Raw genomic sequence first — 25249 nt, 5'->3', positions numbered from 1 at the left:
AGGGTAGTGCGAGATTGGGACATTCGTACTATAATAGATATTATTTCAAGGATAAAAGACGGAGATGAAAGAGTGAACCGGACCAACAACATTATTCATGAATCGAAGCAGCGATGTTTCGAGAGAGGATTGCGCCGTGATGTCATACCCGCGCTAATCGAGAAGCTGGGAGAGACGGAATTACGCAATCGAAAACAGAAATATGAAGAGTATTTTACGGTAATGAAGACTTTTGGGGAAAGCACGATCCGCGATCTGAATGGCACGCCGGTCGTTATCTTCCTAACCGACAATGAAGGAACGGTATTAGAGTGTTTCGGCGACGAGAATCTATCCGGCGAATTAGATGAGATTGGTATCACGGTGGGGATCCAAATTAGCGAGGAAGAAATGGGGACGAATGCCATTAGCTTGGCGCTTATGCATCATCACTCCATTCAGCTGATCGGCGATGATCATTATCATCTTCCATTACGAGGCGTTGCTTGTTATTGCGTACCCTTCCTGTTCCCTCCGGAGAGAGGCGGTCTTTCCGGTACCCTTGCCATGATGACAACCACTGACCATCATAGCCCGTATGCGCTTGCCTTGCTGTCTAATATGGCGGAAGCCATTGAGAGGGAGATTGCGCTTAATCGCCGGCATCGCTATCAATACTTGCTGAACCATTTGATTATCCATTCCGTGAACAGCGGGATTGTCGTGACGGACCGTGACGGCATCGTTATAGAGTTGAACGAGGCAGCGGGAAGAGTGGCGGAAGTTGACCGCGCCCAGGTCATAGGAAGGCCATACACCGTAGCGAAGGCATTTGCGCCTTTTATCAGGCAATCGTTAGATGAACAACTCTTAATCGAGAACAAGGAGTGCGTCTTTACGATGGCTGATCATTCGAAGCGGATTTGCTTGCTCGATTCCGTGCCTATTATGGATGAGCTAGGGTTTCTTGCCGGCGCTTATCTTCAGGTGAGAGACATTACGGAGAGAGCGGAGCTTGAAAATCAAATTTTGACTTACGAGAAGCTAAGCGCGATCGGCAAGCTGGCGGCGGGAGTCGCCCACGAGATTCGCAATCCGTTAACGACGATTATGGGCTTCATCCAAATGTTGAAGAAGAGGGATGACTTGCATGAATCCAGCGCTCGTTACGTCTCCATCATGCAATCGGAGCTCCAAGACTTGAATCGGCTAGTGTCCGACTTCGTTATGATGGCTAAGCCCAGCCCGCCTCAGAAGAAGTCGGTTAATATGAATCAGCTAATGAAAGATACCATCCTGTTCATGAGCTCGCAAGCAAAACTGACAAACACCGTCCTCCGGTATGAACAAGAGACGGATGCGAGCGTGGAGCTTGTCGTTGATGGCGCGCAAATCAAGCAAGTATTGATCAACCTGTTGCAGAACGCAATGGAGGCGATGCCAGACGGCGGGAACATTCGGCTTCGCCTCCTTCACTCGAACGGAGCCGTCATCATTAAGGTGGCAGACAACGGCAAAGGCATGTCAGAGAGCCAAGCCAAGGATGCATTCACGCCGTTCGTCACGACGAAAGAGACCGGTCTCGGTCTGGGGTTATCCATATGTTATCGCATCCTAGAAGCCCATGGGGGCAAAATATCGTTCAAGTCGGTCGTTAACGAGGGAACGGAGTTTACGATCGAACTGCCAAACGAGTGACAAGAACGCCAAAAGCTAAAGCCGAGATCATTTCGATGATGATCGCGGCTTTTGTTGTTTTTTTTGACCCCTTCTATATTGAATATGACATTAGATGACGTATTTGATGTCTATAATGGGTGTTAGATGAACGAGAGGAGCACGGATCATGGAACGAAAAATCGTATTAGATTTGGCTGTAACTTTGGATGGCTTTATTGAAGGGAAAAACGGTGAAATCGATTGGTGCATTATGGACGCCGAGATGGGGTTCCATCATTTCTTGAACTCGATTGATACGATCTTCTATGGAAGAAAAAGCTATGATTTATGGGGGCAATATACTCCGGAACTGGAGCATGCGGATGATTCCGAAAAAGAGCTTTGGGAAGCGTTTCATAGTAAAAAGAAATATGTGTTTTCCAGGACGCAACAGGGGACGGATCAAAATGCCATTTATATTAATGATCAAATCCTTGAGAAAGTAAATGAAATAAAGAATAAGCCTGGTAAAAATATCTGGCTATATGGCGGCGCAAGTCTTATTACAACCTTTATCCATTTAGATCTTGTCGATGAATTTAGATTATCGGTTCACCCAGTTGTTTTGGGAGAGGGAAAACCGCTGTTCGAGGATATAAAACAGAGGTTGAATCTCAAACTGGTTCATACCAAAACGTTTTCCTCAGGCGTCGTACAGCTCGTGTACCGGCATAACTAATCCCAAACATTTCGAAGCGGGAGTCCACGTTCTAACCGAGCCAAATCATCCACTCGTTGAATAAAGGCTGTTTTTGCTCGAGTGTAGCCATCCGGGTCGGAATGGTATTCTTTGGCCAGCACACGCTTCAGTTCACCGTATTCCTTGACCAGTTCAGGATGTTCACGGAGGTAATCACGAAATAGAAATTCTTTTCTTTCGTAAAATCCCTTGATCGGCAGGATATGCAAATGATGCGTTCGCACACCTTCAATTTCCTTTGCAAATAGATGCCGCCCGGTCATACCTGCTTCAACATGGAAGTAATCCGACTTACTAAGCAAGCCTGCATAATCCTCAGCATTAAGCAATGAACGAACGCCAGCGTACATATCGATGATCGGTTTGGCTTCTTGGTTGGGGATAGAGGTACTGCCGGTATGTTCGATTGTGATGATGTGTGAACCTAGAGCTTCAAGCAATCGTTGCTTCTCTTTTTCAAATTCCAAAGGCCAATTTTCGTTGTAAGGAACGACTTTGACACTATAATGCTTTTGCGCAGACATTGATCATCTTCCTTTCCAATTCGTGTAACATCAAGATCTGCAATCAACTAGACCAAAGTTTAATGATCCAGGAGCAGTCTGCCACCGAAGCAGCTGCTCCTTCTGTCGTTGAGTTGGGCAGGTTAGTTAAAAGTGCGATGAGTAACCCCTATTATGCGGTAATATAAAGTTATCAAAGATGTTTAATTAAAGGAGTTGTAAATAATGAATGAAAATAAAGGCACAGAAATCAAACGTACTTCAAAAGCAGAAAACATTCTATCCCAGATCGATAGTAACACTAAACTAGGCGACTTACGAAAAATCGCAAAGGACATTAAAAAAGATCACGAACTAGCATTAGAACTTTGGTCAACCGAAAAGTTTTTGCCCAGACTATTAGCAATCCTAATTATGGATAAAAAACTTCTTTCACAAGAACTGCTAAATAAGCTTGATAAGGATATGCAGACTCATACATTTGATGAACGAAATAACTTAATGGATTGGTTAATGGCTAATCAGCTCACCAAAGACAAGAAGACAATTGCTTTCATGGAGTCATGGGAAAATAGCCGTTCTGCTCTTCAAAGGCGAGCTTACTGGTATTATCACGCGCGATTGAGATGGACTGGACAAACACCGCCTGATAACACCGCAGACTTGCTATCTAAATTAGAGGCTACTATTGCGCAGGAAGAACCGGAGGTTCAATGGGCCATGAATTTCACCGCAGGCTGGATAGGCGTTTATGATGAAAATTATCGTGCACGTTGTATTAAACTGGGTGAGATAACGGGTCTTTACAAAGATGAAATGGTCTCAAAAGGATGTACTCCCAACTATTTACCTGAGTTTATTACGATTGAAGTTAACAAACGACAAAATCATTAGCTTATTGGTAATAGGGAAATATTGGCTCCATTCAATTCCGGTTTACGGGATAAGCGCGACGGCAGCTGGTCACCAACCAGTTGCCGTTGTTTGTTTGAGTAAAAGCTGTTGCCGCGCTGCCGCGTGATTGTAAATATCCCAACAATACAAAAATTTTGGGTATGAGTGTTATACTAAAACTCAAAACTCCAAATGATTATAACTCAGCCATAATAGAGTCGCGTGTAGTTCTGCCGAGGAGGGATCAAATTCCGATGAATTTAGCCGCCAAGTTGATGAAGAAGATCAAAGACCGCGATAACCAGAATAAGCTCAAAGTCTATCAGGACAAAGGGAAGCTCATTAGGAAACGGAACTTGGAAGCATGGGATGATGAGAAGCTTCAAGCGGAATCCCTCCGGCTGCAAAAAGAAGCAAAAATGGGTACGCCTTTGGATGAGCTGCTTGTCGATGCTTATGCGTTAGTCTGCGAGGCGGCGAAGAGAAAGCTCGGATTAAAGCCCTATGACGTCCAGATCATGGCTGCCATCGCTCTGTACGAAAGATTTGTGATTGAACAGCATACCGGAGAAGGAAAAACGCTCTCTGCCGTTCTGCCCGCCTATTTAAATGCGCTGACCGGCAAAGGCGTTCATGTGCTGACTTTCAATGATTATTTGGCAAGGCGGGATGCGGAGTGGATGGGTCCAATCTATCGTTTCCTTGGGTTAACAGTTGACTCGGTTCAAGCGGGTATGAGTCTGCCCCAAAAACAGGAAGCGTATGGCAAGGATATAACTTATGTTACGGCTAAAGAGGCGGGCTTCGATTATTTGCGCGATACGATCGCATTGAACGAAGCCGACACCGTGCATCGTCCTTTCCATTATGTCATCGTCGACGAAGCGGATTCACTGCTTCTCGACGAAGCGCGGGTGCCACTAGTCATCACCGGCGAGTCGAGCTCTTCCAGCGACGGTCGCATGCGTTTCGCTGAAGTGGCTCGGCAGCTTGAGAAAGCGGAGCATTATGACTTCGATGAGTTTGGGCGGAACGTGTACTTGAATGAAGCAGGCTCAGCGAAAGCGGAGGCACTGCTAGGTTGCGGGAATTTGTACGAGAATCACAACAGTCATTTGTTAAGCTCATTGAATTGCGCGTTGCATGTGGAATCGTTATTAAAAAAAGACGTCAATTACATCGTCCGGGACGGCAAAATCGAGCTGATTGAAGAATATACCGGTCGCGTGGCGGAGAATAGGTATTTGCCGGACGGGTTGCAAGCCGCGCTTGCCGCCAAAGAAGGCCTGCAGTCCGTAGCGGGCGGGAAAATTCTCGGAATGATCACCCTGCAACACTTTATTAGTCTGTATCCGAAGATTAGCGGTATGACGGCCACCGCGTATGCTTCCGCAATGGAATTCGAAGATGTTTATGCGCTGCAGGTCGTACAAATGCCCCCGAACCGGCCAAGCATACGGATCGACCATCCGCACCGGATATATACCCATAAAGAAGCCAAGCTTAAGGCTCTTGTAGATGAAATCTCGTCCGTCCATGCAACGGGACATCCCATACTCATCGGTACGTCGAGCGTCGAGGAGTCCGACATACTGGCGGAGGCGCTGGCTGATGCAGATGTATCTTGCCATGTTCTGAATGCAAAAAACGACGCAGAGGAAGCCGCGATCATCGCCAAAGCGGGAGAAGTCGGTGCCGTGACGGTGTCAACGAATATGGCGGGACGCGGCGTCGACATTCGGCTAGGCGGCGGCAACCCCACGCAAGCAGAAGCTGTCGCCAAGCTGGGCGGGTTGTATGTGATTGGTACACATGTAAACGAAAGTGTGCGGATCGACGACCAGCTCCGCGGGCGTTCGGGCCGCCAAGGCGATCCGGGCGACTCCGTATTTTACGTAAGCTTAGAGGATGAGTTAATGCTTCGGTTTGGCATTCATAAGGCGTTTCGCGTCCCTAGACAGGATGAAGCTCTCGATGAGCCCTTGCTCAGCAGCAAGATCGCGCATCTTCAGCGCGTTGTTATGGGCCAAAACTTCCATATCCGCAAGGAACTGAACAGTTATTCGGATATGGTGGAGGATCAGAGGCGGATTTTATATGCGGAGAGACTTGGTGTTCTGAGAGGCGAGAAGCCGATGAGCCCTTCGGAGCAGCGGGTACGGCTTTTTTATATGGATGAATTCTGGGCTGACCATCTTGCATACGCTGCTTACATCCGCGAAGGTATCCACTTGGAGGGCCTTGCCAGCGGCAATCCGATCGACGAATTTCATGCCCAAATTACCCAAGCATACGATCAAATGGCAGCTAAAATCGATAGCGAGTCGGCGAATATGCTTGTAAAGCTCGGAGGATCGAATGATCCGGCGAAGTGGGAAGAGTTTGGTCTTCAAAGCCCAACTTCCACTCGCACCTATATCATCAACGATCAATACATCGAGAATAAGCGCAGCTCATGGACCCCAACGACAGTGTTTGCTTTTGGAATACGCAAGATTTTGAGACCGATATTAAAACTTTCAAAATATTGATGCAGCGAAACGAACGAACGATTTCAATACTCCACTCATTAGGAGGGTGGATCGCATAACTAATACGAGGCTGCCGAATCGGTGGTCCGTTTTTGTATTAGGAAGAGATGCGCAACCGTCTTCTATGTATAGGCGTCCCAAGATATTTCTGATCTTATAACACTTCCGTTGAACGGCGATGATTAAAAGTTGTAGCGATACGACAAAATAATGTAATCATTTGGGCGAAGTTTGTTGTGTAGCCAAAACAAGTGGAGGTTCAGTTATGTATCTTTGGGACGTAAAGGCTTTAGCGCGTGAACTAGAAGGAAATACATTATCCCAATATCAAAAAATGAAATACTTCATAGTCTTTTTTTTATTAAACGTGTTAACCCTCGAATTTAGTAAGTATATTGGGTCAGATTTGAACCTTTATGATTTTATTAGTTCGTTAGAAATGGTTTTCGTACACACTGCAGGGATTATTTTCTGTTATAAGGCCAACAGCAATGGCGATAACGTTGATTTTATTGACAGGTTTATTTGTTTAAGTCTACCGATTAGCATAAGACTAATCATTATATCTGTAATTGTTTTTACATTCCTTTTGTTAATTGACTCCTTTATTTTAGGTGGATGGTTTTACACTGAAAATACAAACATTACTGATGTCATTATATACGCGTTGGTTGATATTGGTTATTATATTTGGATAAGGTCCTATATACAAAGGATTTCCAATAAGTAAACTAGCGATATTCAACAAGAGAGAGGGATGTAATCTTTAAGGTGGTTAAATATTAATCACCATTACAATTATGAGGGTGACGCCATGCATCATTTTTTTCAAGCGATTCAAAATCGACTGGACTATAAAAAATGGTTTTTCGGTCATTTCCATCGAGATATTGAATTAGCGAATAACCAGCGTCTGATTTATAACGATATGATTGAGTTAGAAAATTTCAAAATGGAGGATTAATTGAATGAAATTACGTGTTGGTGCCGTATTCATACCTGTCTTAAACTTAAAGAAAAGCATCGATTGGTATAAAGAATGTTTTGACCTTCAATTAATTGAAGATTGGGGGGAGGGTGCTAGCTTAAGCTTCAAGTCAGGTGAAACGCTATTAGCACTCATACAAGTTCAAAAGCTTGTTCCTTTAGAGTTCCCGGTTCAAAATAATCAGCCCCACAACTATTATCACTTTGAGACGGATGATTTCGTTGAATTAAGAAATCACCTAGAGCGCAAAGGGATAGAGATTATCGAGACCCATGATCATGGTGTCATGAATGAGCTGTTTATAATGGATCCTAGCGGGAATCGAATCGCTTTTTACTGTGAGAAAAAAGAATCTCCTTTTTATAAACATGCTGCTGGAAAAGTCAGCTGGTAAATTATTCATCCATTTCAAATATAAAAGCGATAGTCCAGGACTTCAATATCCGGTCCAGGATGTCGCTTTTTTTTCGATCGAGCCACCAACCAAACCTTTCCTGAACAAACAGATCCGACACGCAGCGTTATCAAAGGGAATTGTTCGTCTAGTGGCGGATCGATTGATTGTTTGTTTATGAAAGCGCTACCTATAATGGACTGGAAAGCAGAAGCCAAAGGGAGGAAAGGAGGAGCAGACGCGTTCGAGCGGCTTCATAGATGGACCCATTTCGACTTTTGAGGAGGTAACGAATGAAGCGTTATTTGGCAATGATCTTAGTTCTGGTTCTCGCCTTTTCCTTGTATCCGCTGCAAGCGGCTCCGGTTCAGGCTGACAACTCCCGGCTGCCGGCCTTCCCGGGCGCGGAAGGCTTCGGCTACGCAACTGCAGGGGGCCGCGGAGGAGAAGTGTACCATGTCACGAGCTACGAGTTAACGGGTCCAGGCACGTTCCATGACGCCATCATGACGGCCGGGGATACTCCGCGAACCATTGTGTTCGATATATCCGGCGACATTACGATTCCTCAGATCGTGGCGAGGAACAAATCTCATATTACGATTGCCGGCCAGACAGCGCCGGGAGAAGGCGTCACAATCAGGGGCAATAACATTCGATTTATTGAATCCAGCGACATCGTCATTCGTTATTTGCGCTTCCGCATCGGCAGGCAGACGTTTAATGACGACACGATGTATTTCGAGAATTGCCAGAATATCATCATCGACCATTCCACGTTCTCTTGGGGCACGGACGAGGTGTTGTCCATCAAGAGCAAGGATTACGACAATCCTACCTCCAAAAACATCACGGTCCAATGGTCCGTCATTTCTGAAGGGCTGCTGACGCACTCCATGGGCGGATTGATCGAGATGAATACGATCTCGATGCATCACAATCTCTACGCCCACAACAACGATAGGAACCCGAAGACGAAGGGCCAGATCGACTTTGTAAACAACATCGTATATAACTGGGGCGACTTCCCTTATGTGGCAGGAGGCGAATCCGGGACAAAAGGGTACGGAAACGTCGTTGGCAACTATTTTATTGCGGGACGAAATTCGGCCGATCCCCAATATGCCGTTGTTCGAGGGAATGAGAATTACCAGGTCTATCTGGAGAACAATCGGATCGACAGTAACAAGAACGGGGAGCTGGACGGCGTGGACGCAGGTACGGGCATTATCGAGACCGAGCGGCCGAGCGTCGTGATGCCGAAGCGGTTCGAATACCCTCTGGTGCATACGCAGCAGCCGGAGCTCGCGTACACGTATATTTTGGACCATGTGGGCTCATCGCTTACGCGGGATATGGCGGACACACGAGTCATCAACAGCGTCCGGAATCAAACCGGCGTCATTATCGGAGACGAGGACGATGTAGCCGGCTTCCCGCCGCTCAAGCGGGAGACGGGGCCGGCCGATCAGGATCGGGACGGCATGCCCGACGAATGGGAGAAGGCGAATGGATTCAACCCAGCCGACCCGGAGGATCGGAATGGCGACTCGAACGGGAACGGCTATACGAACCTGGAGGAATACTTGAACGAGCTGGCGGCGCCAGGCTTCCCTGCCGGCTATCCGACGACGCCTCCCGCTTGGGACGGACCTCCGTTTACTCCGCCGTCTATCGAGCCTGAGCCGGAGCCCGCTCCGGAGCCTAAGCCGAGCATGGATGGCACGCTCGTCAGAAATGTCGTGATTAACGATAATAGCGCCAACGGCAGCGCGAACATGGCCAATTGGTCGGTGCAAAGCAATCTGCAGCTTGGCGATATCGTCTACGGAGACCGAATGACGGGAAGTAAGATTTACAGGTTCGAGAGCTTGCCGGATCCGCTGCTAGGCATGGAATGGATTCGCTCAGCGGTAGCCTCGAGAAGCGCGACGAGCAGCGACTTGTTATCCTTCTACTTGGCAGCCGAAGCCGATGTCTATGTGGCCTATGATTCCAGGATAACGACGGAACCGGAATGGCTCACGGCCCATTATGAAGATACCGGAGAGACGATCGTCGATAGTCAACCGGTGACGTATAAGCTGTACAAAAAGAGGTATTCCGCAGGCTCTCACGTCGTCATGGGAACGAATAATAACACATCGCGTTGTCCGTATTATGTCATCCTGAAGCCGGCAAGCTTGGATGCGGCTCCTCCTGCCAACACGCCTGACGGGCTTGCGGGAGAGGTGTTAACGGACGCGACAGTATCGCTTAATTGGTCTTCTGTAGAAGGGGCGGACGCTTATCTCGTCTATCGTTCCTCGAGCAAAGATCCTCATTTCAAAACGATAGCAGCCACGACACAGCCGTCATACATGGATCGTACCGTAGAGAAAGGCGTCGCGTACTCGTACAAGGTATCGGTCGTCGGGACAGGAGGGGAAACTCCGTTATCAGGCGCGATTGAGGTTTTCACTTACGACTCGTCTTATCCCGTGCCTTCGGAGCCGACGGGTTTGCATGCAGCCGCAGCTAAGAGTCTGTCCGTCGAGCTGGCATGGGTGCCGGTCGAAGATGCTATCAGCTACAGTGTATTCCGGGCGACCGGAACAGATGGAGAATTTACCAAAGTAGGAACGACGGCGACGGCGGCCTATACGGATCATAACGTTACTCCCGCAACCGCCTATTCCTATAAGGTATCAGTAACGGGAATCGGAGGCGAGTCCGTTCTATCCGCTCCGATCCAGGTTACGACGAAGGAGCCTGTGAGCTTGCCTGAGGTGCCAACGGGACTAGCGGCTGGAGAGGTATCCGCTTCTTCCTTCGCGATACAGTGGAACCCCGTATCCGGAGCGGAAAGCTATAGGATCTACCGCCAAGCGGATGGCGAGGACACGTACGCTCTGCTCGACACGATCGCCGCTTCTTCAACTATGTACGTTGATGATAGCGTCAGTATAAACAGTGCGGGTTACAGCTACCAAATAAGCGCAGTCAACGAGATGGGAGAGACGGAGAAGACATCGAGTTTGTACATTGCGATGCCGGTTCCCGCTTCGCCAACGGATCTGGTCGTCGGCTTGATCGGCGAGGACTTCGTTGGACTGATCTGGACATCTGGCGGCGGGGCGAACGGGGTCAACGTCTATCGAGAAGCGAACGGCGTTGTCGAGCTTGTCGGCGTGGCCAAGGTGAATACTTTCTATGATCGGACGGCCGAACCCGGCGTAGCCTACACTTACTTCATAAAAGCGCAGAACGCCGCCGGCGAATCGGAAGCATCGGAAAGAGTGACAACGACGCCAGGACTCGTTCCCGTGCTTGAGCAATATTTGAACCAGTATAAGGAAACGGGCGAATTGTCCGGTCCGGCCGCTTCCAAACTAACCAATGACCTCAAGCAGGTTCAGCATCATCTCGAAAAGGGAGCAATCAAGCAAGCGAATCATTTCTTGGACAAATTCCTGCTAAACTTGAGCGAGGAGCAAGAAGGGCAGATTTCCGCAGAAGCTAGGTGGATGCTGACTCATTACGCTGAATTGTTGAAGAACCGATTAGAGTGACTGGAAGGGCCGCGTATATCGCGGCTCTTTTTTTGGGAACATTGTTGAGTAATCAACCAATCTTCGGTTATAGGCTTCTTTCTAACAATGTACCGACTTGTTTGGCCATTATTTTCGGCGGATACGGCATACCGTTCCTGATCCACCACTCGATAACCCCTACATATGCCGTTCCCGCATATTGCAGCATGACGTCATCGTTTAAACCCTCATTTCTGCCGCTTTCCCTGTCGATCTCGCCTTTGAATCCTTCCATAAAAGTTGCAAGCAACCGGGTTCTGAAGGAGGAGGGGGCGCCTTTGGCATCTTTGCTTGCCAGCATGGTAGAGAAGAACAAATAATTTTGTTCGAAATATTCAAAGTAAGGGACTAATGCGTCAATCCAGTCCATCTCACAGGCCCACTTATCCATCTCTCCTAATTCATTGAAGTAGGATTCAATCAATTTATCCAATAAATCGTATTTGTCCTGATAATGAAGATAGATGGTTCCGCGGTTGACGTTTGCCCGGTCCGCGATATCCTGAATGGTAATGTCATCGAAGTTTTTTTCTGACATCAATTCAATAACCGCTTTTTTCAAGGACTCTTGCGTTTTGAGAATTCTCCGATCCAGCTTGGGCATCAATAATCACCAATCCTTCTACGTTAATGAACACTTTCAAGAACTCTGTTGATATATCAACGATTTGCGGTTTTTTAACCATTGAATCCGTCCCGCTTTACATATAATAATGGACATGAGTTGATTAAACAATAGCTTTTGTTTATTGACAATTATGAAGCAATGGGAGGATTTTCAATATGATTACCGCTAATGCAAGAGCTGTGTTTCATCCGGAAGGTCCGTTCAAGCTGACCACCATAGAGCGCCGGGACCTTCAGCCGCACGATGTTCTTATTGAGATTAAATACGCCGGAATCTGCCACTCCGACATCCACACGGCTCGCGGCGATTGGGGACCGGTAAACTATCCGCTCGTGCCTGGCCACGAGATCGCCGGGATTGTGACTCAGGTTGGCTCCGAAGTGAAGAAGTATGCCATCGGCGATCGAGTAGGGGTAGGCTGCATGGTCGACTCCTGCGGGGAATGCCCGAACTGCCATAAGGGAGAGGAGCAATATTGCCTTAGCGGCAATACGGGAACTTACGGGGCCATCGACCGATATGGGCAATATACGCAAGGCGGCTATTCCACGCATATCGTCGTGACCGAAGACTTCGTCGTCAGAATTCCGGATGGCATGGAGCTGGACAAAGCCGCACCGCTCTTATGCGCAGGCATTACAACATACTCGCCGCTTCGCCATTGGGGAGCCGCTCCAGGCAAGAGAGTAGCCGTCGTTGGGTTAGGCGGACTTGGCCACATGGCCGTAAAGCTCGCGCATGCGATGGGGGCGGAAGTGACGGTCTTATCGCAATCGTTGTCGAAGAAAGAGGACGGATTGCGGCTTGGCGCAAACCATTATTACGCTACAAGCGATCCGGAGACCTTTAAACAGCTGGCCGGTTCGTTCGATCTTATCGTAAATACAGTGAGCGCAAAAATCGACATTAATGCCTACCTTTCCTTACTGGCGCTTGACGGAACTTTGGTCAATGTCGGCGCGCCGGCTGAACCATTGCCGGTTCAGGTATTTTCGCTGATTCCTCACCGTCGGTCGTTCGCCGGCTCGATGATCGGCGGAATACGCGAAACGCAGGAAATGCTGGACTTTTGCGCGGAGCACAACATTGCTCCCGAGATCGAGGTTATATCCGCCAATCGGATTGATGAAGCATGGGAGCGCGTTCTCGCTTCGGATGTCCGGTATCGTTTTGTGATCGACATCGGCACAATGGACAATGAATAACGCTCTAGCCTGACGAAATAGGAGAGGCACACCGGTCTAGGTGTGCCTCTTTCATTTACCGCTTTTTTCCTTATTCCGCTCTCACATCTACGTCACGCAGAATTACATTCGGAATAAAACGAACATAAATCAGTTCTCCTGCAAGCTCGACAATGGTTTGCGTTACGATAATGGCTGCTACGAGGGTGCTCCAATTTTCAGGCAAGGCTAGGGCAAGGGGGAGGACCACAAGAGAATTGCGGGTTCCCGCGCTAAAAATAACAGCTCGTCCTGATCTCGCGTCGAGTCGAAACCAGCGCACGATGAATCGAGTAAGGAGCGGCATGATGAACATGAATGCCAGATAGATCGGGATAACCTTAACAAGGAGCTCCCAGTAGCCGGATAGCTTGCTTATTTGCGAGGATACCACGACAAAAAGCGTAAGAGCCATAAGCGGGACAGGGATCCATGCCGATCCATCTAGCAGCAGTTGACCGCGATTTTTTGTTTTGCTGGCTAACAATTGCAATCCTATAGCGAGCAACAGCGGCAAGACGATGATGATAAGAAACGCTTCAACAAACGGACCCGGATTCACAACCTCCGATGCTTTTTTGCCCATGAACAGCCATAGATAAACTGGTAATACAATCATTTGCGTCACAAAAAGGATTGGCGTCGATAAAAGCATCGCTTTTTCATTCCCGCGGCCTAGATGAGTAAAAACAATGACATAATCGATGCACGGTGCCAGCAAAACAAGATAAACGCCGAGCAAAACAGGAGATTGCTGAGGCAGCAGCTGAGATAAAAGCCAGACGACAACCGGTACCGCTACATAATTGGCGGTTAGGATGGCTCCAATAAAACGTCGATTACCCAGCGATTCCTTGATCGAGGTAAATGGGATCTGGGTAAACATGCCGAACATTAAAAACGCGACGACGACAGAGATAAGGATGGGGTGATCGAATGCCGTCATTCGTTCAGGAATGAATAAGCCAAGCCCGGCCGCAAGCACTAATACCGCGATATAAAGCCAAATCTGATTTTGTTCAAGCTTCTCCCGGGTTACCATTTTCGTACTCTCCTCTAACACGAGCCCTCGTTTTCTATTTTATCTTTACATTCCGACCAAGTAAGGCATTTGCAGCTTAAGCCGCTGTCTAGAATTTGTATCATCGCATTCAGCTGTTTTTTCCGCTCTTCGAGATCGGAGCGTTTTTGCCTTGCCATCTGCTCCCATTGCTCCGATAAGGAATCGCCTGGTTCAAAGCCTTCCAGCAAAATCGTAATCTCCTGGATGCTAAATCCTGTTTGTTGCGCGATTTTAATAAAATGAATGCGATCTAAAAGCCCCTCGTCATATCGGCGCTGACCATTCTTGCGCTCTGGAGCGGGTAGAAGCCCAATCGATTCATAATATCGAAGCGTCGATGCGTTCAAATTTGCCTTTGTCGCGAGTTGACCAATGCTCAGTCCTGCCATCAAAACAACTCCTTGACTTAAAGTTAACTTTAAGATTTATGCTTACATTATAACTTTATAAGGAGATGGTGTACATGAAAAAAGGGAGCTGGCTGACTGGTCTCGGATTATTAGGAGCATGCGCTTTGTGCTGCGCACTGCCGTTGATTGGAGGTCTGACTGTTATAGGGGTAACTTCCTTCTTTTATAAAAGATAACCGGACAATCATAGGAGAGAAATATAATGAAAAAGCGATAGTCAAGGACATGATTCGTCCTTAGCTGTCGCTGTTTTCATTTCTGAAGTCATTTCAATTGACACATATATTAGGTATTGCTAATATGATATTCATATTAGAATCCGCTGATATGAAATTTCGGAGGTGCACCTATATGGAGCTTCACAAGTGTGACGTTAAAGCAAAATTTATGCGCGGCTTCAGCGATAAAACAAGACTGCAAATTCTTGAATGCATAAAACGGGAAGAAAAAACGGTCACTCAACTGGTGGAGGAGCTCAAAGGAAATCAGTCCAACATCTCGCAGCATCTGGCTTGTTTGAAGGGATGCGGTATCATTGTCGGCCGGCAAGAAGGAAAATATATGTATTATAGCTTGCGTAATGAACAAATCGCGCAGCTTCTAAACGTCATGGATTCCGTATTTCAGCAGGTTGAGGCCGAAGTTGAGGCTTGCGAAAAAAATGACGAACTAAGCCATTACGATAAATAATGAGCGGAGGGATCGGATGATGAGCGACTCAGCCAACGCACGAACTTACAACATCGAAGGAATGGACTGCAGCTCCTGCGCAAAAACGTTAGAAAACCATTTGAAAGGCCAGAAAGCAGTCAGAAGCGTAAACGTCAATTTCTCAACGGGAAAAATGAGCATTGAGCACGACAACTCTATCGAGGACATTATTAAAGAAGTGTCGAAAACCGGCTATAAAGCCTCGCTTGCGACAAAAAGTCGAACGGTCGAAACGAAAACGAATCGTTCCGGCATGAATGCTCTTGTTCTGTCAGGCGTATTGCTGCTTTCCGGTATTGTCGGATCTTATTCCGCGATGTCTCCCGTTCTTATGACCATCCTTTATGCGCTAGCCATCGTAATCAGCGGATATAAGCCGGCCAAAAGCGCCTACTTCGCCGTCAAAAGCCGGTCGCTGGACATGAACGTCCTGATGACCGCTGCAGTGATGGGGGCCGCGGCGATAGGCGAATGGTTCGAAGGCGCGACCGTTGTCTGGCTGTTCGCGTTAGGCAACGTCCTGCAATCGAGATCCATCGAGAAGACGAGAAATTCCATTCGCAGCTTAATCGATTTGGCTCCTCCCGAAGCTTGGGTGAAACGAGGCCAGGAGCTCATAAGACGGCCCGTAGAAGAAATCTCGCTCGGCGAAGTCATCGTAGTCAAGCCAGGCGGCAGGATCCCGCTCGACGGACAGGTTATCAGCGGCGAATCCAGCGTGAATCAGGCTCCGATTACAGGAGAATCCATACCTGTTGATAAGCAAGCAGGCGACGGAGTGTATGCCGGAACGATCAATGAACAGGGATTGCTTGAGATTAAGGTGACGAAGCTGGTCCAAGACACGACCATCTCCCGAATCATTCATTTGGTCGAGGAAGCCCAGGAGCAGAAGGCGCCAACGGAAGCTTTCGTCGATAAATTCGCGCGTATTTATACGCCAATCGTCTTCCTATTCGCGCTTGTCGTGATGGTGATTCCGCCTTTTGCCGGATTCGGTGCGTGGAGCGAATGGTTTTACAAGGGGTTGGAGCTTCTGGTCGTGGCTTGCCCGTGCGCGCTTGTCATCTCCACGCCGGTGGCCATCGTATCGGCTATCGGGAACGCGGCGAGGAACGGCATCCTCATCAAAGGAGGCGCCTTTCTGGAGATCGCAGGCAAATTATCGGCTATTGCTTTCGACAAAACCGGCACCTTGACCGAAGGAAAACCAAAGGTATCGCAAGTCATTCCATACGGTACGACGGAAGATAAGCTGCTTTCCATCGCGAGGACGCTGGAGGAGTATTCTACGCATCCGATTGCGAAGGCCGTGGTCGAATATACCGCTCATGCGGGAGTGAAAGCGAGAGAAAGAGACGCGTTTACGAACATTGTCGGAAAGGGCGTCAGCACGTTCATTGACGGTCAACCTTACTTTGCCGGGAATCTAAAATTATTCCGGGAGCTCGGGACGAATCTCGAAGGCGCGAACGAAAGGATCCTGTCGCTGCAGCAAGAAGGGCACACGATGGTCATCGTCGGCACGCGTGATAGGCTACTCGGCATCATTGCCGTAGCAGATGTCGTTCGAGATACATCGGTCAAAGCGCTAACGAGCCTTCGGACAGCCGGGGTGAGTCAGGTCGTGATGCTGACCGGCGACAACGAGGGAACGGCTAAGAAAGTCGCCGCGCAGACCGGAATTAACCGCTTTTTCGCCGAACTGCTGCCGGAAGATAAAGTGTCTTCCATTAAGAAGCTGCAGACAGAGGGCCACGTGGTGGCCATGGTGGGGGACGGCGTGAATGACGCGCCGGCGCTCGCAACCGCGGATCTGGGCATCGCGATGGGCGGAGCCGGCACCGATACCGCCATGGAGGCGGCCGACATTGTGTTAATGGCGGATCATCTGGAGCAGCTGCCTCACACGGTTAAGCTCAGCCGGAAGGCGCTGCGCGTTATTAAGCAAAACATCTGGTTTTCGTTAGTTGTGAAAGCTTTGGCGCTGATCCTTATTTTCCCCGATGTGCTCACGTTATGGATCGCGGTTATCAGCGACACGGGCGCCGCGGTAATCGTGATCTTAAACAGCATGCGATTGTTAAGGTTTCGAAGGTTAGAGGCACCGAAGTGAAACGGTTGACAATCATCTTTTTATTTTTGATGGAAAATGGAAATCTGTGCTAATATAGGTTCCAGTGAGGTGGTTATTATATTCCAAGGTATGAGAAACGCCATGAAGAACCCTCGTTCTTGGCAGGTCTTATTTGGTTTGAAGCTCGTTTTTGATGTAGCCATAACCGGTGTTTTTTATTGGGAGCATTCGATTACGATTTTTTGGAAGCTGGGCTTTATTGCAATTTCGTTACTGATGTTTATAGGGATATACTTCCTTTTCCTTAACAAGAACAAGCGGCCCCATTGGTTTCTCCACGTCCTGCTCATTGATTTCCTAGTATCCGCTGCTTACGGATATGTATCGATCAGCGGGAAATTTCCGAACCATCTGTTCATTGGAATTACCGCACTGGCGATTCTAATGCTGGTCAGGAGCATCCGGCTGACTCTCCTTGCTTGTATCGCTCTGCTTGCCGTGTATCTAGTAACGATGGGCGGTGTCGACTGGTTTCTCTATCGTCAATTCGATGCAGCAAGCTATTTCGTTTCCGGATCTTTGATTATATTTGCGGGTATCGTAAGCGCCGTTATCCAGCATTATCAACGCGCTCGCGAGGAAGCGATCCAGCTGCACGCCCAGTTAATGCGGTCTCATGAGCAGCTGCAGGAGTATGCTCTCCAATCGGAGGAGTGGGCAGCAGCCAGGGAAAGAGTGCGCATTGCGAGGGACATTCATGATACGGTAGGGCATCATTTAACGGCGTTAATGGTCCAAATGCAGTTGGCTCGCAAGCTGGGCGGGGCGGACGCTTCGCGCAGTCAGCAAATCTACCTGGAATGTGAAGATTTAATCAAAACATCCCTACAGGAGATCCGGCTGTCGGTACGGGCTATTCGCGAGGAGCCTGCAGGCTCCTTAAGCAACCTGCATGACAGTCTCGAAAAACTGACTGCGGAGTTCACGAAATTCACTGGCGTGCAGACCACTTTTGAAATGGCGGGAGTCCCCGTCGCTTTACCTTACAAGCTTCAGTTAACGGCCTATCGCATGGTTCAAGAATCCCTTACAAACGCGCAGAAACATGGCCATGCGAGAAATGTGATCGTGTCCATGGTTTATTCGGATAGCGGATTTTCGCTGCATATACGTAATGACGGCGTTGTGCCTGATGAACTGAAGCCGGGCTTTGGCCTCATCGGTTTGCAGGAGAGAGCAAGGGAATGGAACGGAGAGGTGCGATTTAACCTGGATCCGAACGAAGGCTTTGCCGTCGAAGGAGCCTTTCCTTATTCGCAAGCAGAAAGAGAGCGTGTCCATCATTGAAAATATTAATCGTAGACGATCAGCGGCTAATGAGAGAAGGATTGGCTGCCCTCATCGGACTTGAACCGGGCATGGAAGTGGTCGGGACTGCCGTTGACGGGAGAGATGCCTATTCGAAAGCGATGGAATGGCGGCCGGATGTGGTGTTGATGGATATCCGAATGCCGGGAATGGACGGAATAGAAGGAACGCAGTTGATCTTAAAGCATTTGCCGGAGACCAAAATCCTGATCCTGACGACCTTCGACGACGCGGAGTTAATCCTCCGGGTTTTGGAGCAAGGCGTCCATGGCTATTTGCTGAAGGATATGCCGTCCGAGGCGATCGTGAGCGCCCTTCATTCGGTTTATAACGGAGGAACCGTTCTTCAATCCGATATAACGGCGATGCTGATGAATGAGCTAAAGAAACTGTCAGCGCCGCACATGGATACCCCTCATTTCCTCAGCATGGATGAACCTTCCCGCCTGGGTGAACTGACCGAACGCGAAAAAGAAATTCTCGTTTTATTGGGCCAAGGCTACAATAATCGAGAGATTGCGGGCGAGCTTGTCATCACGGAAGGCACGGCGAAAAACCACGTTTCAAACCTCATAGCCAAGCTTGGGCTGCGAGACCGAACTCAGGCTGCACTGTATGCGGTTCGTCATCATACATACATTTCATAAGGGCATGACTTTTGACATAGAGCATGATAATTATCACGCTTTAGCGATCAAACGTTCTGCCTTTTTCTTTGCGAATTTATGACTATTCGCAGCGTTGCCGGCGTCCGATTCCAGCTACAATCAAATACAAGAACCATCCATAAAAACGAAAAGGAGTTTTCGAAGATGAAAAAGATCAAAATCGCGTACTGGATCGTTACGGCTTGCACGCTCATTGGATTCGCGATCAGCGCGTTCAACGAGATTACGCATTCCCCCAAAACCTTCACGGGAACCACGGAGCTGCTGGGCTACCCGGCGTACTTCCTCACGCTTCTAGGGGTGGCTAAAATCATAGGGATTATCGTTCTGCTGGTTCCGCGCTATTACAGACTCAAGGAATGGGCTTATGCCGGATTTACGATTGACTGCATATCCGCGTTCTGGTCCATGATGGCCGTCGGCAATCCCATGGGCAGCATACAGTCTGTCGTGGTCTTCCTATTTGTCATGCTGTCCTATTATCTATTGCTGAAGATGGAGAAGGGCGATTACATAGGCATCGAGGAAAAAGCACGATTCAATTATTGACTGATCGGTATTAAAGATCCAACCAATCGAGACGGCATCACAGCTGCTGCTGATTGCCATTTTGGTCCTTATGGTCACTAAGCCCTTTTAATACCGATAGGCGCGACTTGGCCGCATTTTGACCGCTAACGTTTCTTAAATATCAGACGGCAGCCGACTCGGCTGCCGTTTTTTACTTTGCGAGCAATGGCAACAATGTCTCGATTAAAGACGTTCTAAGATAGACGGGAACTACTATAAACAGAGAAAAAGCGGGTGAGAGAGTGAGCTTCGTTTTCATAAAACGTATATTAGTGTTAGCAGCCATTCTCTTCCTATGGTTTATCGTTCACACTATTCTCGTCATAGCAGATGGGTTGAACGATGAGTTGAGGCGCGTTGATGTTGCTGTTGTATTGGGAAACAAAGTGGAAGTTAACGGACAACCTTCTGAACGGTTGCAAGCAAGATTGGATAAAGCCGTAGAACTTTATAACCAGGGATATTTTAGATTAGTTATTGTGAGCGGCGGCATTGGCAAGGAAGGTTTTGATGAGGCAAAAGTAATGAAGTTTTATTTAATAGACAAAGGAGTGCCTGAAGAAAAAATTATAGAAGACAATAAGGGCTACAACTCCCAGATGACCGCTCAAAATGCCAGCAAGATCATGAATGATTTAAAATTAGATTCTGTGATGGTGGTAACGCAATATTTCCATGTTAGCAGGACCAAACTAGCCTTCAAAAAACTGGGAATTCAAGAAGTATATTCGGCTCATGCGGCTTTTTTCGAGCCCAGAGACATTTACTCGATGATAAGGGAATTCCCGGCCTATTATAAATACCTTATCAAGCTATAAAGCAAAACGACGGCAGCCTATTCGGCTGCTGTCGTTCGTTTAACGGATGCCCCTAATGGCATCCATCAACAATACGGCTGCCTTGCCGAGGAAGTTTATGTTTTTATAAGCGATGCCTACTTCCACAACAGGATTCAAATCGGCCATAGGTCTAATAACTAAGCCTTCCTGTTCCAGTCCGCTGTAAATCGGAACAATCCCGATACCGAACTCCGCGTTAACCATTTGTTGAATGACAAAGAAGCTTCCAACCTCCATACATGAGAACTGGTTTCGCCCAACCCCATCTATTGCCGACTCCCAAAGCTTTCGATAGATGCAAGTCGGTTCTTTGACCAGGACGGTTTGCCCCGCGAGATCGCTCGCCATGATGTGCTCCCGATCGGCTAATGGATGGTTCGTGCTTAACATGACCCCTAATCTTTCCTCGACCAGCGGCTCAAACTCCAGAGCGAGCTTCGTTGGCGGAGCCGAGCAAACGCCGAAATCCAGCTCGCCGGCCTGGACCCTTTCCGCGATCGATCTGCTGCCGCCTACTTCCATGGTTACCTCTACTTTCGGTCGAGTCTTGCAAAAGCCGGCGATAACAGTCGCCAGCTGCTGGCTTGCGACGGGCTCGATCGCGGCAAAACAGACGGAGCCGTTATCTCCCTCAGCAATATCCGTGACGTTCTGTCTTATGGCTCCTACCGATTTCAGTAAAGCCGATGCCTCTTGATGAAGCCATCTGCCGGCTTCGGTCACGATCATGCGTTTTCCGTCGCGCACGAATAAGGAAACGCCTAGATCCGCTTCGAGGCGCTGGATTTGAAGGGTGACCGTCGAGGGCGCATATTGAAGCTCCTCGGCTGCTTTCAGAAAATGACCAAGTCGTACGCAAGTCTCGAAGGTCTTTAAAGCTCGAAGATCCATTGTCATCACCTTTATTCATTTATTTCGAATCATTCGTTCATATAATTCAATTTTACAAAACATTCGTCGGATTTTACAATAGGGTCAACGGTATCTTATGGAATGGGATACCACAGAAGGGGGAAACGAAATGACAAACATGGTCATTACTCGCGGCAATCCAATGGTTTCACAGTGTGCCTTTACGTTCGACGACGGTCCAATGCGGATTCCCATTGACGCATGGCTGGAGGCTCTGGAGCAAGGAGGCGCCCGCGGAACGTTTTTTTTAACAGGCGAATGGTTCGACCGGTACCCCGCGAAAGCAAGAGAAATGATAGCAAGGGGCCATGAGCTCACAACGCATACCTATCATCACCGCAGAATGGCGGACGTGACCAAGGCCGTATTCTTCGAGGAGCTGAAGCTGGCCGAGCTCGCTTATCAGGAAGCAACGGGAAGGCCGGCCCCAGCCTTCATGCGCTTTCCTTATGCCTCTTATCGGCAGGAGAATTTGGAATGGCTCCGGGAGTGGAACTATGTACTGGTCGAGGGGGAGGATACCGTCGACTGGTCAGGGCCGCCAAGCGCGCAGCTTGTGAAGCAGGTGTTGCCTAAGCTGGTCAACGGGGCGATTCTGATGTTTCATGCCAATGAAATCGCCAAAGAAACACCGATGGCCGTTAAGTCGCTGATTCAGCAGGCTCAGGCCAAGGGTCTTGCCGCGGTTTCCGTATCCGAGTTGCTCCATTCTAATGGGCTCATTGCAGACGAACGCAGTTGGCAGGTTCGCTTCAAACCAGTCCCCCAAGATTTTTTGCAAAGCGAGCAGTGGAAACAGGTGGCTGATGAAGAGGAATTGCGACAGTTGGCCGCCGATTCACTCGAATGGGGGAACCCGAAAGCACCGTCAGGGGCTGGCGCATATGTCAGATGGCTGCAAACACTCTCCGCGCGGGTTAAGTCGGATGGCGATACGCGTTTTGTCGCCCGCAGCTTTGCCGACCAGTACTGGGCGTACGCTTACGCTTCGGTCCGAGGTGACCGGCTTGTGCTGGAGGACTTCGCCACGAAGGAAGCTCATGCGGATGCTTTGGTCTATATCCTGCAATGGGCGGCTCGCGAAGCTTCAGCTTTGGGTTGCGAATGGGTTACCAGCACCAAGGACATGCGCCTGATTCACACGTTGTGTGAACAGCTGGGTTTCGAAGCGGAAATTGTTTTGCAGAAGGAATAGGGCGAACGCATAAGGGAGGAGTTAGGGGACATGGCTACAAAATCCGCAATGAATGGGATCACCCTATGGGCATCTTTATTGTTTGTCGTCATACTCGGTTTTTCACGGCTCTCCTACAGCATGTTCTTGCCAGGGATACAGAGGGAGATCGGGGGAAGCTACGTTCAGCTAGGTATGCTCGGAACCGTTAACTTTATCGGTTATTTGGTCGGGACATTGTGTCTTTCTCCTATCATTTCGCGGTTCCCAGAAAGAAAAAGTGTCATGAATCGAATAACGTGCTTATTGCTCGGAGTGACTTTGATCGGCTCGGCCTTTAGTAATCACTTCGCCGGGCTTGGTCTTTGGCGGTTCGCCATTGGATTGCTATCGGCATTCGCTACAGTGCTGGTCCTGTCCATCGCCATGGATGCCGTTCGACCGGCGGAACGGGGAACGGCATCGGGTCTTATATGGCTGGGCGGATCTGCCGGCATTCTAGTAACGGGTTTATTCGCTCCATTGACCATAGATCCTTCGCATTTGCAGGGGTGGCGATATGCTTGGGTAATCATGGGCGTATTCGGGGTAATCGCCGCGTTCGGCTTCGAGTTCGTTACAAGGAAGGCGGGAGCCGAAACCATACCCTTGCAGACCGAATCGAAACCTCAGGACATTAAAAACGAAAAGCTGTACCGTATCCTGCTGAATCCCAAGAGGCTCTTGTTCCTAATCGCTTCCTATTTCTTCTTCGGCTGGGGATATATCATTTATTTCACGTATTTGATTCCCTATCTGGTGAGCAAGGGCATTCCGTCTCTGTATGCCGGGCTGATATGGTCTGGAATCGGATTCGCGGGTTTGTTCAACGGATGGATCGGCGGCAAAGCGATTGACCGATGGCCGAGCGGGTACACGCTGGCGTCGGGCTTAGCTCTGGGAACGATCGGCGTGATTGGGGTTGCAACCAACCATATTTTCTTTACGGTGCTCGGAGCCGCCATAATTGGACTGGTGTCCTTTATTACTCCGCCGCTCATGACGACTGCGTTGCTTCGCCGTCATGTTCCTCATCACGCTTATGCGGGTTGTCTGAGTATAGCCACTGCCTTCTTTGCCTCTGGGCAAATTATCGGTCCAATCGTTGGAGGCCTGGTGGTCGAAAGGTACGGATTGCAATTAGGCGTTGCATCCAGCGCCATTTTTATGGCGATTGCCGCCGCGCTCGCAGGCTTGTATGGACAATGGCAACAAAAGCTCGAGGTACGTTCTTTGTCTATAGAAGGTTGAAAATCGGTCGTGGTATATTTCTCCATAATTGGTGAAAGATAAACTTGATTGTTTAAGCCCAATAATTGAAGGAGTTCAAAATGAATAAAATAAAAATGCTGCTGATCGCCGCAGGCATGCTCCTGATTCTCGGCTCGCTCCCAACCACAACCAATGCGGATGGATTGATGGCCGGGGAGGAAATGGCCCATATTCTTGGCAGCACTTATTGGCAAGGAACGAAGGTATATGACGCGAATAACAATGACTTAACAAAAGAAAACGCTAATTTTATTGGTCTTGCGCGATATGACGACGAGACAGCCCGGTATGAATTTTTCGAAAAAGCGTCCAAGCAAAGCCGCGGCGACTTTGGAACCTTTTTTATCACCAATGACGGGAAGATTAGAGGATTAATCTCGGAATCGAAGGGCTATCAAGCCATTGTTGAAATAACCAAGCTCACAAATGAAATCTTCACCTACAAAAGAATGGGTGTCGACGCCAATGGCAATAGCATCGAAGTGTATGTAGACCATATACCCTACAAGGAAACGGAGCTCTCGTTTACGGTCCCGGATAAGCCCTTGCAGTCTTATACCGGTGAAGTCGAGACGGCAAGGGATGGGGACGATATTTTATCCTCCGCTTTATGGCAAGGAACGGTCGCTTTAGATGAGCAGGGGAATGATGTCTCCAGTTACAACGCTAACTTTTTAGGTCTTGCCAAATATGATTTCGAGACCAATAAATATGAGTTTTTTGACGCGAAAACAGGACAAAGCCGCGGCGACTACGGATATTACGATGTCGTTCACGGGAATAAGCAACGCGCTCATATTTCGCAAGGGATGAATTATGGGGCAGTTCTCGAGCTGACAGAATTAAATAACAATAAATTCACCTATAAACGGCTAGGTAAAAATGCAGAAGGAAATGAAATTTACATAACGGTTGAACATGTACCCTATACAGGCGGCTTCAATCTGCAATTTACGAAATAAAAGCAGCAGTGGAGCAATAGTTAAACGACAGTCGATCAGAGGTCGGCTGTCGT

General features: G+C 48.5%; 20 protein-coding genes and 1 pseudogene. 16 read left to right on the top strand and 5 right to left on the bottom strand.

Features of this window, described 5'->3' with window-relative positions:
- Positions 1 to 72 precede the first annotated feature (72 nt).
- Positions 73 to 1677, top strand: a complete 1605-nt coding sequence (locus NQZ67_RS17110) for an ATP-binding protein (protein ID WP_257448262.1) — start codon at positions 73 to 75, stop codon at positions 1675 to 1677.
- A 148-nt stretch (positions 1678 to 1825) separates the two neighbouring features.
- Positions 1826 to 2377, top strand: coding sequence for a dihydrofolate reductase family protein (locus tag NQZ67_RS17105; protein ID WP_257448259.1), 552 nt, complete (start codon positions 1826 to 1828; stop codon positions 2375 to 2377).
- Here the strand turns inward: NQZ67_RS17105 and NQZ67_RS17100 are convergent.
- On the bottom strand, positions 2374 to 2922 hold the full coding sequence (locus NQZ67_RS17100) for a GrpB family protein (protein WP_257448257.1): 549 nt from the start codon (positions 2920 to 2922) through the stop codon (positions 2374 to 2376). The two genes, NQZ67_RS17105 and NQZ67_RS17100, sit on opposite strands and share 4 nt — an antisense overlap.
- Positions 2923 to 3126: 204 nt before the next feature.
- Here NQZ67_RS17100 and NQZ67_RS17095 point away from each other — a divergent pair, with 204 nt between their 5' ends.
- The 4 genes from NQZ67_RS17095 to NQZ67_RS17080 all read left to right on the top strand — a co-directional run bounded on the left by NQZ67_RS17095 (position 3127) and on the right by NQZ67_RS17080 (position 11259).
- Positions 3127 to 3795, top strand: a complete 669-nt coding sequence (locus tag NQZ67_RS17095; RefSeq protein WP_257448255.1) for a DNA alkylation repair protein — start codon at positions 3127 to 3129, stop codon at positions 3793 to 3795.
- 254 nt (positions 3796 to 4049) lie between these two features.
- Positions 4050 to 6326, top strand: a complete 2277-nt coding sequence (locus NQZ67_RS17090; protein ID WP_257448425.1) for a preprotein translocase subunit SecA — start codon at positions 4050 to 4052, stop codon at positions 6324 to 6326.
- Between the two features lie 968 nt (positions 6327 to 7294).
- The gene (locus tag NQZ67_RS17085; protein ID WP_257448250.1) at positions 7295 to 7708 is read left to right on the top strand and encodes a VOC family protein; all 414 of its coding nucleotides are present in this window, start codon (positions 7295 to 7297) and stop codon (positions 7706 to 7708) included.
- Between the two features lie 293 nt (positions 7709 to 8001).
- Positions 8002 to 11259 carry an FIMAH domain-containing protein gene (locus NQZ67_RS17080; RefSeq protein ID WP_257448247.1) on the top strand — a complete coding sequence of 1086 codons (3258 nt, stop codon included), beginning with the start codon at positions 8002 to 8004 and terminating at the stop codon, positions 11257 to 11259.
- Positions 11260 to 11326: 67 nt separating this feature from the next.
- Here NQZ67_RS17080 and NQZ67_RS17075 read toward each other — a convergent pair whose 3' ends face one another.
- On the bottom strand, positions 11327 to 11884 hold the full coding sequence (locus NQZ67_RS17075) for a TetR/AcrR family transcriptional regulator (RefSeq protein ID WP_257448244.1): 558 nt from the start codon (positions 11882 to 11884) through the stop codon (positions 11327 to 11329).
- A gap of 179 nt (positions 11885 to 12063) precedes the next feature.
- On the opposite strand from NQZ67_RS17075, the gene NQZ67_RS17070 reads away from it, so the two are divergent.
- Positions 12064 to 13113: an NAD(P)-dependent alcohol dehydrogenase gene (locus tag NQZ67_RS17070; RefSeq protein WP_257448241.1), complete on the top strand. Its 1050-nt coding sequence runs from the start codon at positions 12064 to 12066 to the stop codon at positions 13111 to 13113.
- A gap of 70 nt (positions 13114 to 13183) precedes the next feature.
- On the opposite strand, the gene NQZ67_RS17065 is transcribed toward NQZ67_RS17070, so the two are convergent.
- Positions 13184 to 14173, bottom strand: coding sequence for an arsenic resistance protein (locus NQZ67_RS17065; protein ID WP_257448238.1), 990 nt, complete (start codon positions 14171 to 14173; stop codon positions 13184 to 13186).
- Between the two features lie 14 nt (positions 14174 to 14187).
- A complete protein-coding gene (locus NQZ67_RS17060; protein WP_257448235.1) occupies positions 14188 to 14583 on the bottom strand; it encodes a MerR family transcriptional regulator in 396 nt (131 codons plus the stop codon).
- A gap of 372 nt (positions 14584 to 14955) precedes the next feature.
- Between NQZ67_RS17060 and NQZ67_RS17055 the strand changes: the two genes are divergently transcribed.
- The 6 genes from NQZ67_RS17055 (at position 14956) to NQZ67_RS17030 (ending at position 20816) form a co-directional block, all read left to right on the top strand.
- The gene (locus tag NQZ67_RS17055) at positions 14956 to 15294 is read left to right on the top strand and encodes an ArsR/SmtB family transcription factor (protein WP_257448233.1); all 339 of its coding nucleotides are present in this window, start codon (positions 14956 to 14958) and stop codon (positions 15292 to 15294) included.
- A gap of 16 nt (positions 15295 to 15310) precedes the next feature.
- Positions 15311 to 17431, top strand: a complete 2121-nt coding sequence (locus tag NQZ67_RS17050; RefSeq protein ID WP_257448230.1) for a heavy metal translocating P-type ATPase — start codon at positions 15311 to 15313, stop codon at positions 17429 to 17431.
- 36 nt (positions 17432 to 17467) lie between these two features.
- Entirely contained in the window at positions 17468 to 18739 is a 1272-nt protein-coding gene (locus NQZ67_RS17045) for a sensor histidine kinase (RefSeq protein ID WP_257448227.1), read from the top strand.
- On the top strand, positions 18736 to 19407 hold the full coding sequence (locus NQZ67_RS17040) for a response regulator (protein ID WP_257448225.1): 672 nt from the start codon (positions 18736 to 18738) through the stop codon (positions 19405 to 19407). The genes NQZ67_RS17045 and NQZ67_RS17040 overlap by 4 nt, the downstream gene beginning before the upstream one ends.
- 78 nt (positions 19408 to 19485) lie before the next feature.
- A complete protein-coding gene (locus tag NQZ67_RS17035) occupies positions 19486 to 19977 on the top strand; it encodes a DoxX family protein (protein ID WP_503636299.1) in 492 nt (163 codons plus the stop codon).
- A gap of 263 nt (positions 19978 to 20240) precedes the next feature.
- Entirely contained in the window at positions 20241 to 20816 is a 576-nt protein-coding gene (locus NQZ67_RS17030) for a YdcF family protein (protein WP_257448220.1), read from the top strand.
- 39 nt (positions 20817 to 20855) lie between these two features.
- Here the strand turns inward: NQZ67_RS17030 and NQZ67_RS17025 are convergent, their stop codons facing one another.
- The gene (locus NQZ67_RS17025; protein WP_257448217.1) at positions 20856 to 21728 is read right to left on the bottom strand and encodes a LysR family transcriptional regulator; all 873 of its coding nucleotides are present in this window, start codon (positions 21726 to 21728) and stop codon (positions 20856 to 20858) included.
- 130 nt (positions 21729 to 21858) lie between these two features.
- Here NQZ67_RS17025 and NQZ67_RS17020 point away from each other — a divergent pair, with 130 nt between their 5' ends.
- From NQZ67_RS17020 to NQZ67_RS17010, 3 genes and pseudogenes are all read left to right on the top strand, one after another.
- Positions 21859 to 22944 carry a polysaccharide deacetylase family protein gene (locus NQZ67_RS17020; RefSeq protein ID WP_257448214.1) on the top strand — a complete coding sequence of 362 codons (1086 nt, stop codon included), beginning with the start codon at positions 21859 to 21861 and terminating at the stop codon, positions 22942 to 22944.
- Between the two features lie 30 nt (positions 22945 to 22974).
- Positions 22975 to 24213, top strand: coding sequence for a YbfB/YjiJ family MFS transporter (locus NQZ67_RS17015; protein WP_257448212.1), 1239 nt, complete (start codon positions 22975 to 22977; stop codon positions 24211 to 24213).
- Positions 24214 to 24386: 173 nt separating this feature from the next.
- Positions 24387 to 25196: pseudogene (locus NQZ67_RS17010) on the top strand (DUF4822 domain-containing protein); the annotation flags it as partial.
- Positions 25197 to 25249 lie beyond the last annotated feature (53 nt).

The organism is Paenibacillus soyae (assembly GCF_024623455.1).
Lineage (GTDB): Bacteria > Bacillota > Bacilli > Paenibacillales > Paenibacillaceae > Pristimantibacillus > Pristimantibacillus soyae.
This window is presented reverse-complemented; position numbering and strand designations above follow the sequence as displayed.

Excerpts from the sequence above, each read along its gene's own strand:
- NQZ67_RS17070 (WP_257448241.1), top strand. The coding sequence starts at position 12,064 with ATGATTACCGCTAATGCAAGAGCTGTGTTTCATCCGGAAGGTCCGTTC.
- NQZ67_RS17085 (WP_257448250.1), top strand. The coding sequence starts at position 7,295 with ATGAAATTACGTGTTGGTGCCGTATTCATACCTGTCTTAAACTTAAAG.
- NQZ67_RS17045 (WP_257448227.1), top strand. The coding sequence starts at position 17,468 with ATGGAAATCTGTGCTAATATAGGTTCCAGTGAGGTGGTTATTATATTC.
- NQZ67_RS17020 (WP_257448214.1), top strand. The coding sequence starts at position 21,859 with ATGACAAACATGGTCATTACTCGCGGCAATCCAATGGTTTCACAGTGT.
- NQZ67_RS17100 (WP_257448257.1), bottom strand. The coding sequence starts at position 2,922 with ATGTCTGCGCAAAAGCATTATAGTGTCAAAGTCGTTCCTTACAACGAA.
- NQZ67_RS17050 (WP_257448230.1), top strand. The coding sequence starts at position 15,311 with ATGATGAGCGACTCAGCCAACGCACGAACTTACAACATCGAAGGAATG.
- NQZ67_RS17095 (WP_257448255.1), top strand. The coding sequence starts at position 3,127 with ATGAATGAAAATAAAGGCACAGAAATCAAACGTACTTCAAAAGCAGAA.
- NQZ67_RS17090 (WP_257448425.1), top strand. The coding sequence starts at position 4,050 with ATGAATTTAGCCGCCAAGTTGATGAAGAAGATCAAAGACCGCGATAAC.
- NQZ67_RS17080 (WP_257448247.1), top strand. The coding sequence starts at position 8,002 with ATGAAGCGTTATTTGGCAATGATCTTAGTTCTGGTTCTCGCCTTTTCC.
- NQZ67_RS17025 (WP_257448217.1), bottom strand. The coding sequence starts at position 21,728 with ATGGATCTTCGAGCTTTAAAGACCTTCGAGACTTGCGTACGACTTGGT.
- NQZ67_RS17105 (WP_257448259.1), top strand. The coding sequence starts at position 1,826 with ATGGAACGAAAAATCGTATTAGATTTGGCTGTAACTTTGGATGGCTTT.
- NQZ67_RS17035 (WP_503636299.1), top strand. The coding sequence starts at position 19,486 with ATGACTATTCGCAGCGTTGCCGGCGTCCGATTCCAGCTACAATCAAAT.
- NQZ67_RS17055 (WP_257448233.1), top strand. The coding sequence starts at position 14,956 with ATGGAGCTTCACAAGTGTGACGTTAAAGCAAAATTTATGCGCGGCTTC.
- NQZ67_RS17065 (WP_257448238.1), bottom strand. The coding sequence starts at position 14,173 with ATGGTAACCCGGGAGAAGCTTGAACAAAATCAGATTTGGCTTTATATC.
- NQZ67_RS17075 (WP_257448244.1), bottom strand. The coding sequence starts at position 11,884 with ATGCCCAAGCTGGATCGGAGAATTCTCAAAACGCAAGAGTCCTTGAAA.
- NQZ67_RS17015 (WP_257448212.1), top strand. The coding sequence starts at position 22,975 with ATGGCTACAAAATCCGCAATGAATGGGATCACCCTATGGGCATCTTTA.
- NQZ67_RS17060 (WP_257448235.1), bottom strand. The coding sequence starts at position 14,583 with ATGGCAGGACTGAGCATTGGTCAACTCGCGACAAAGGCAAATTTGAAC.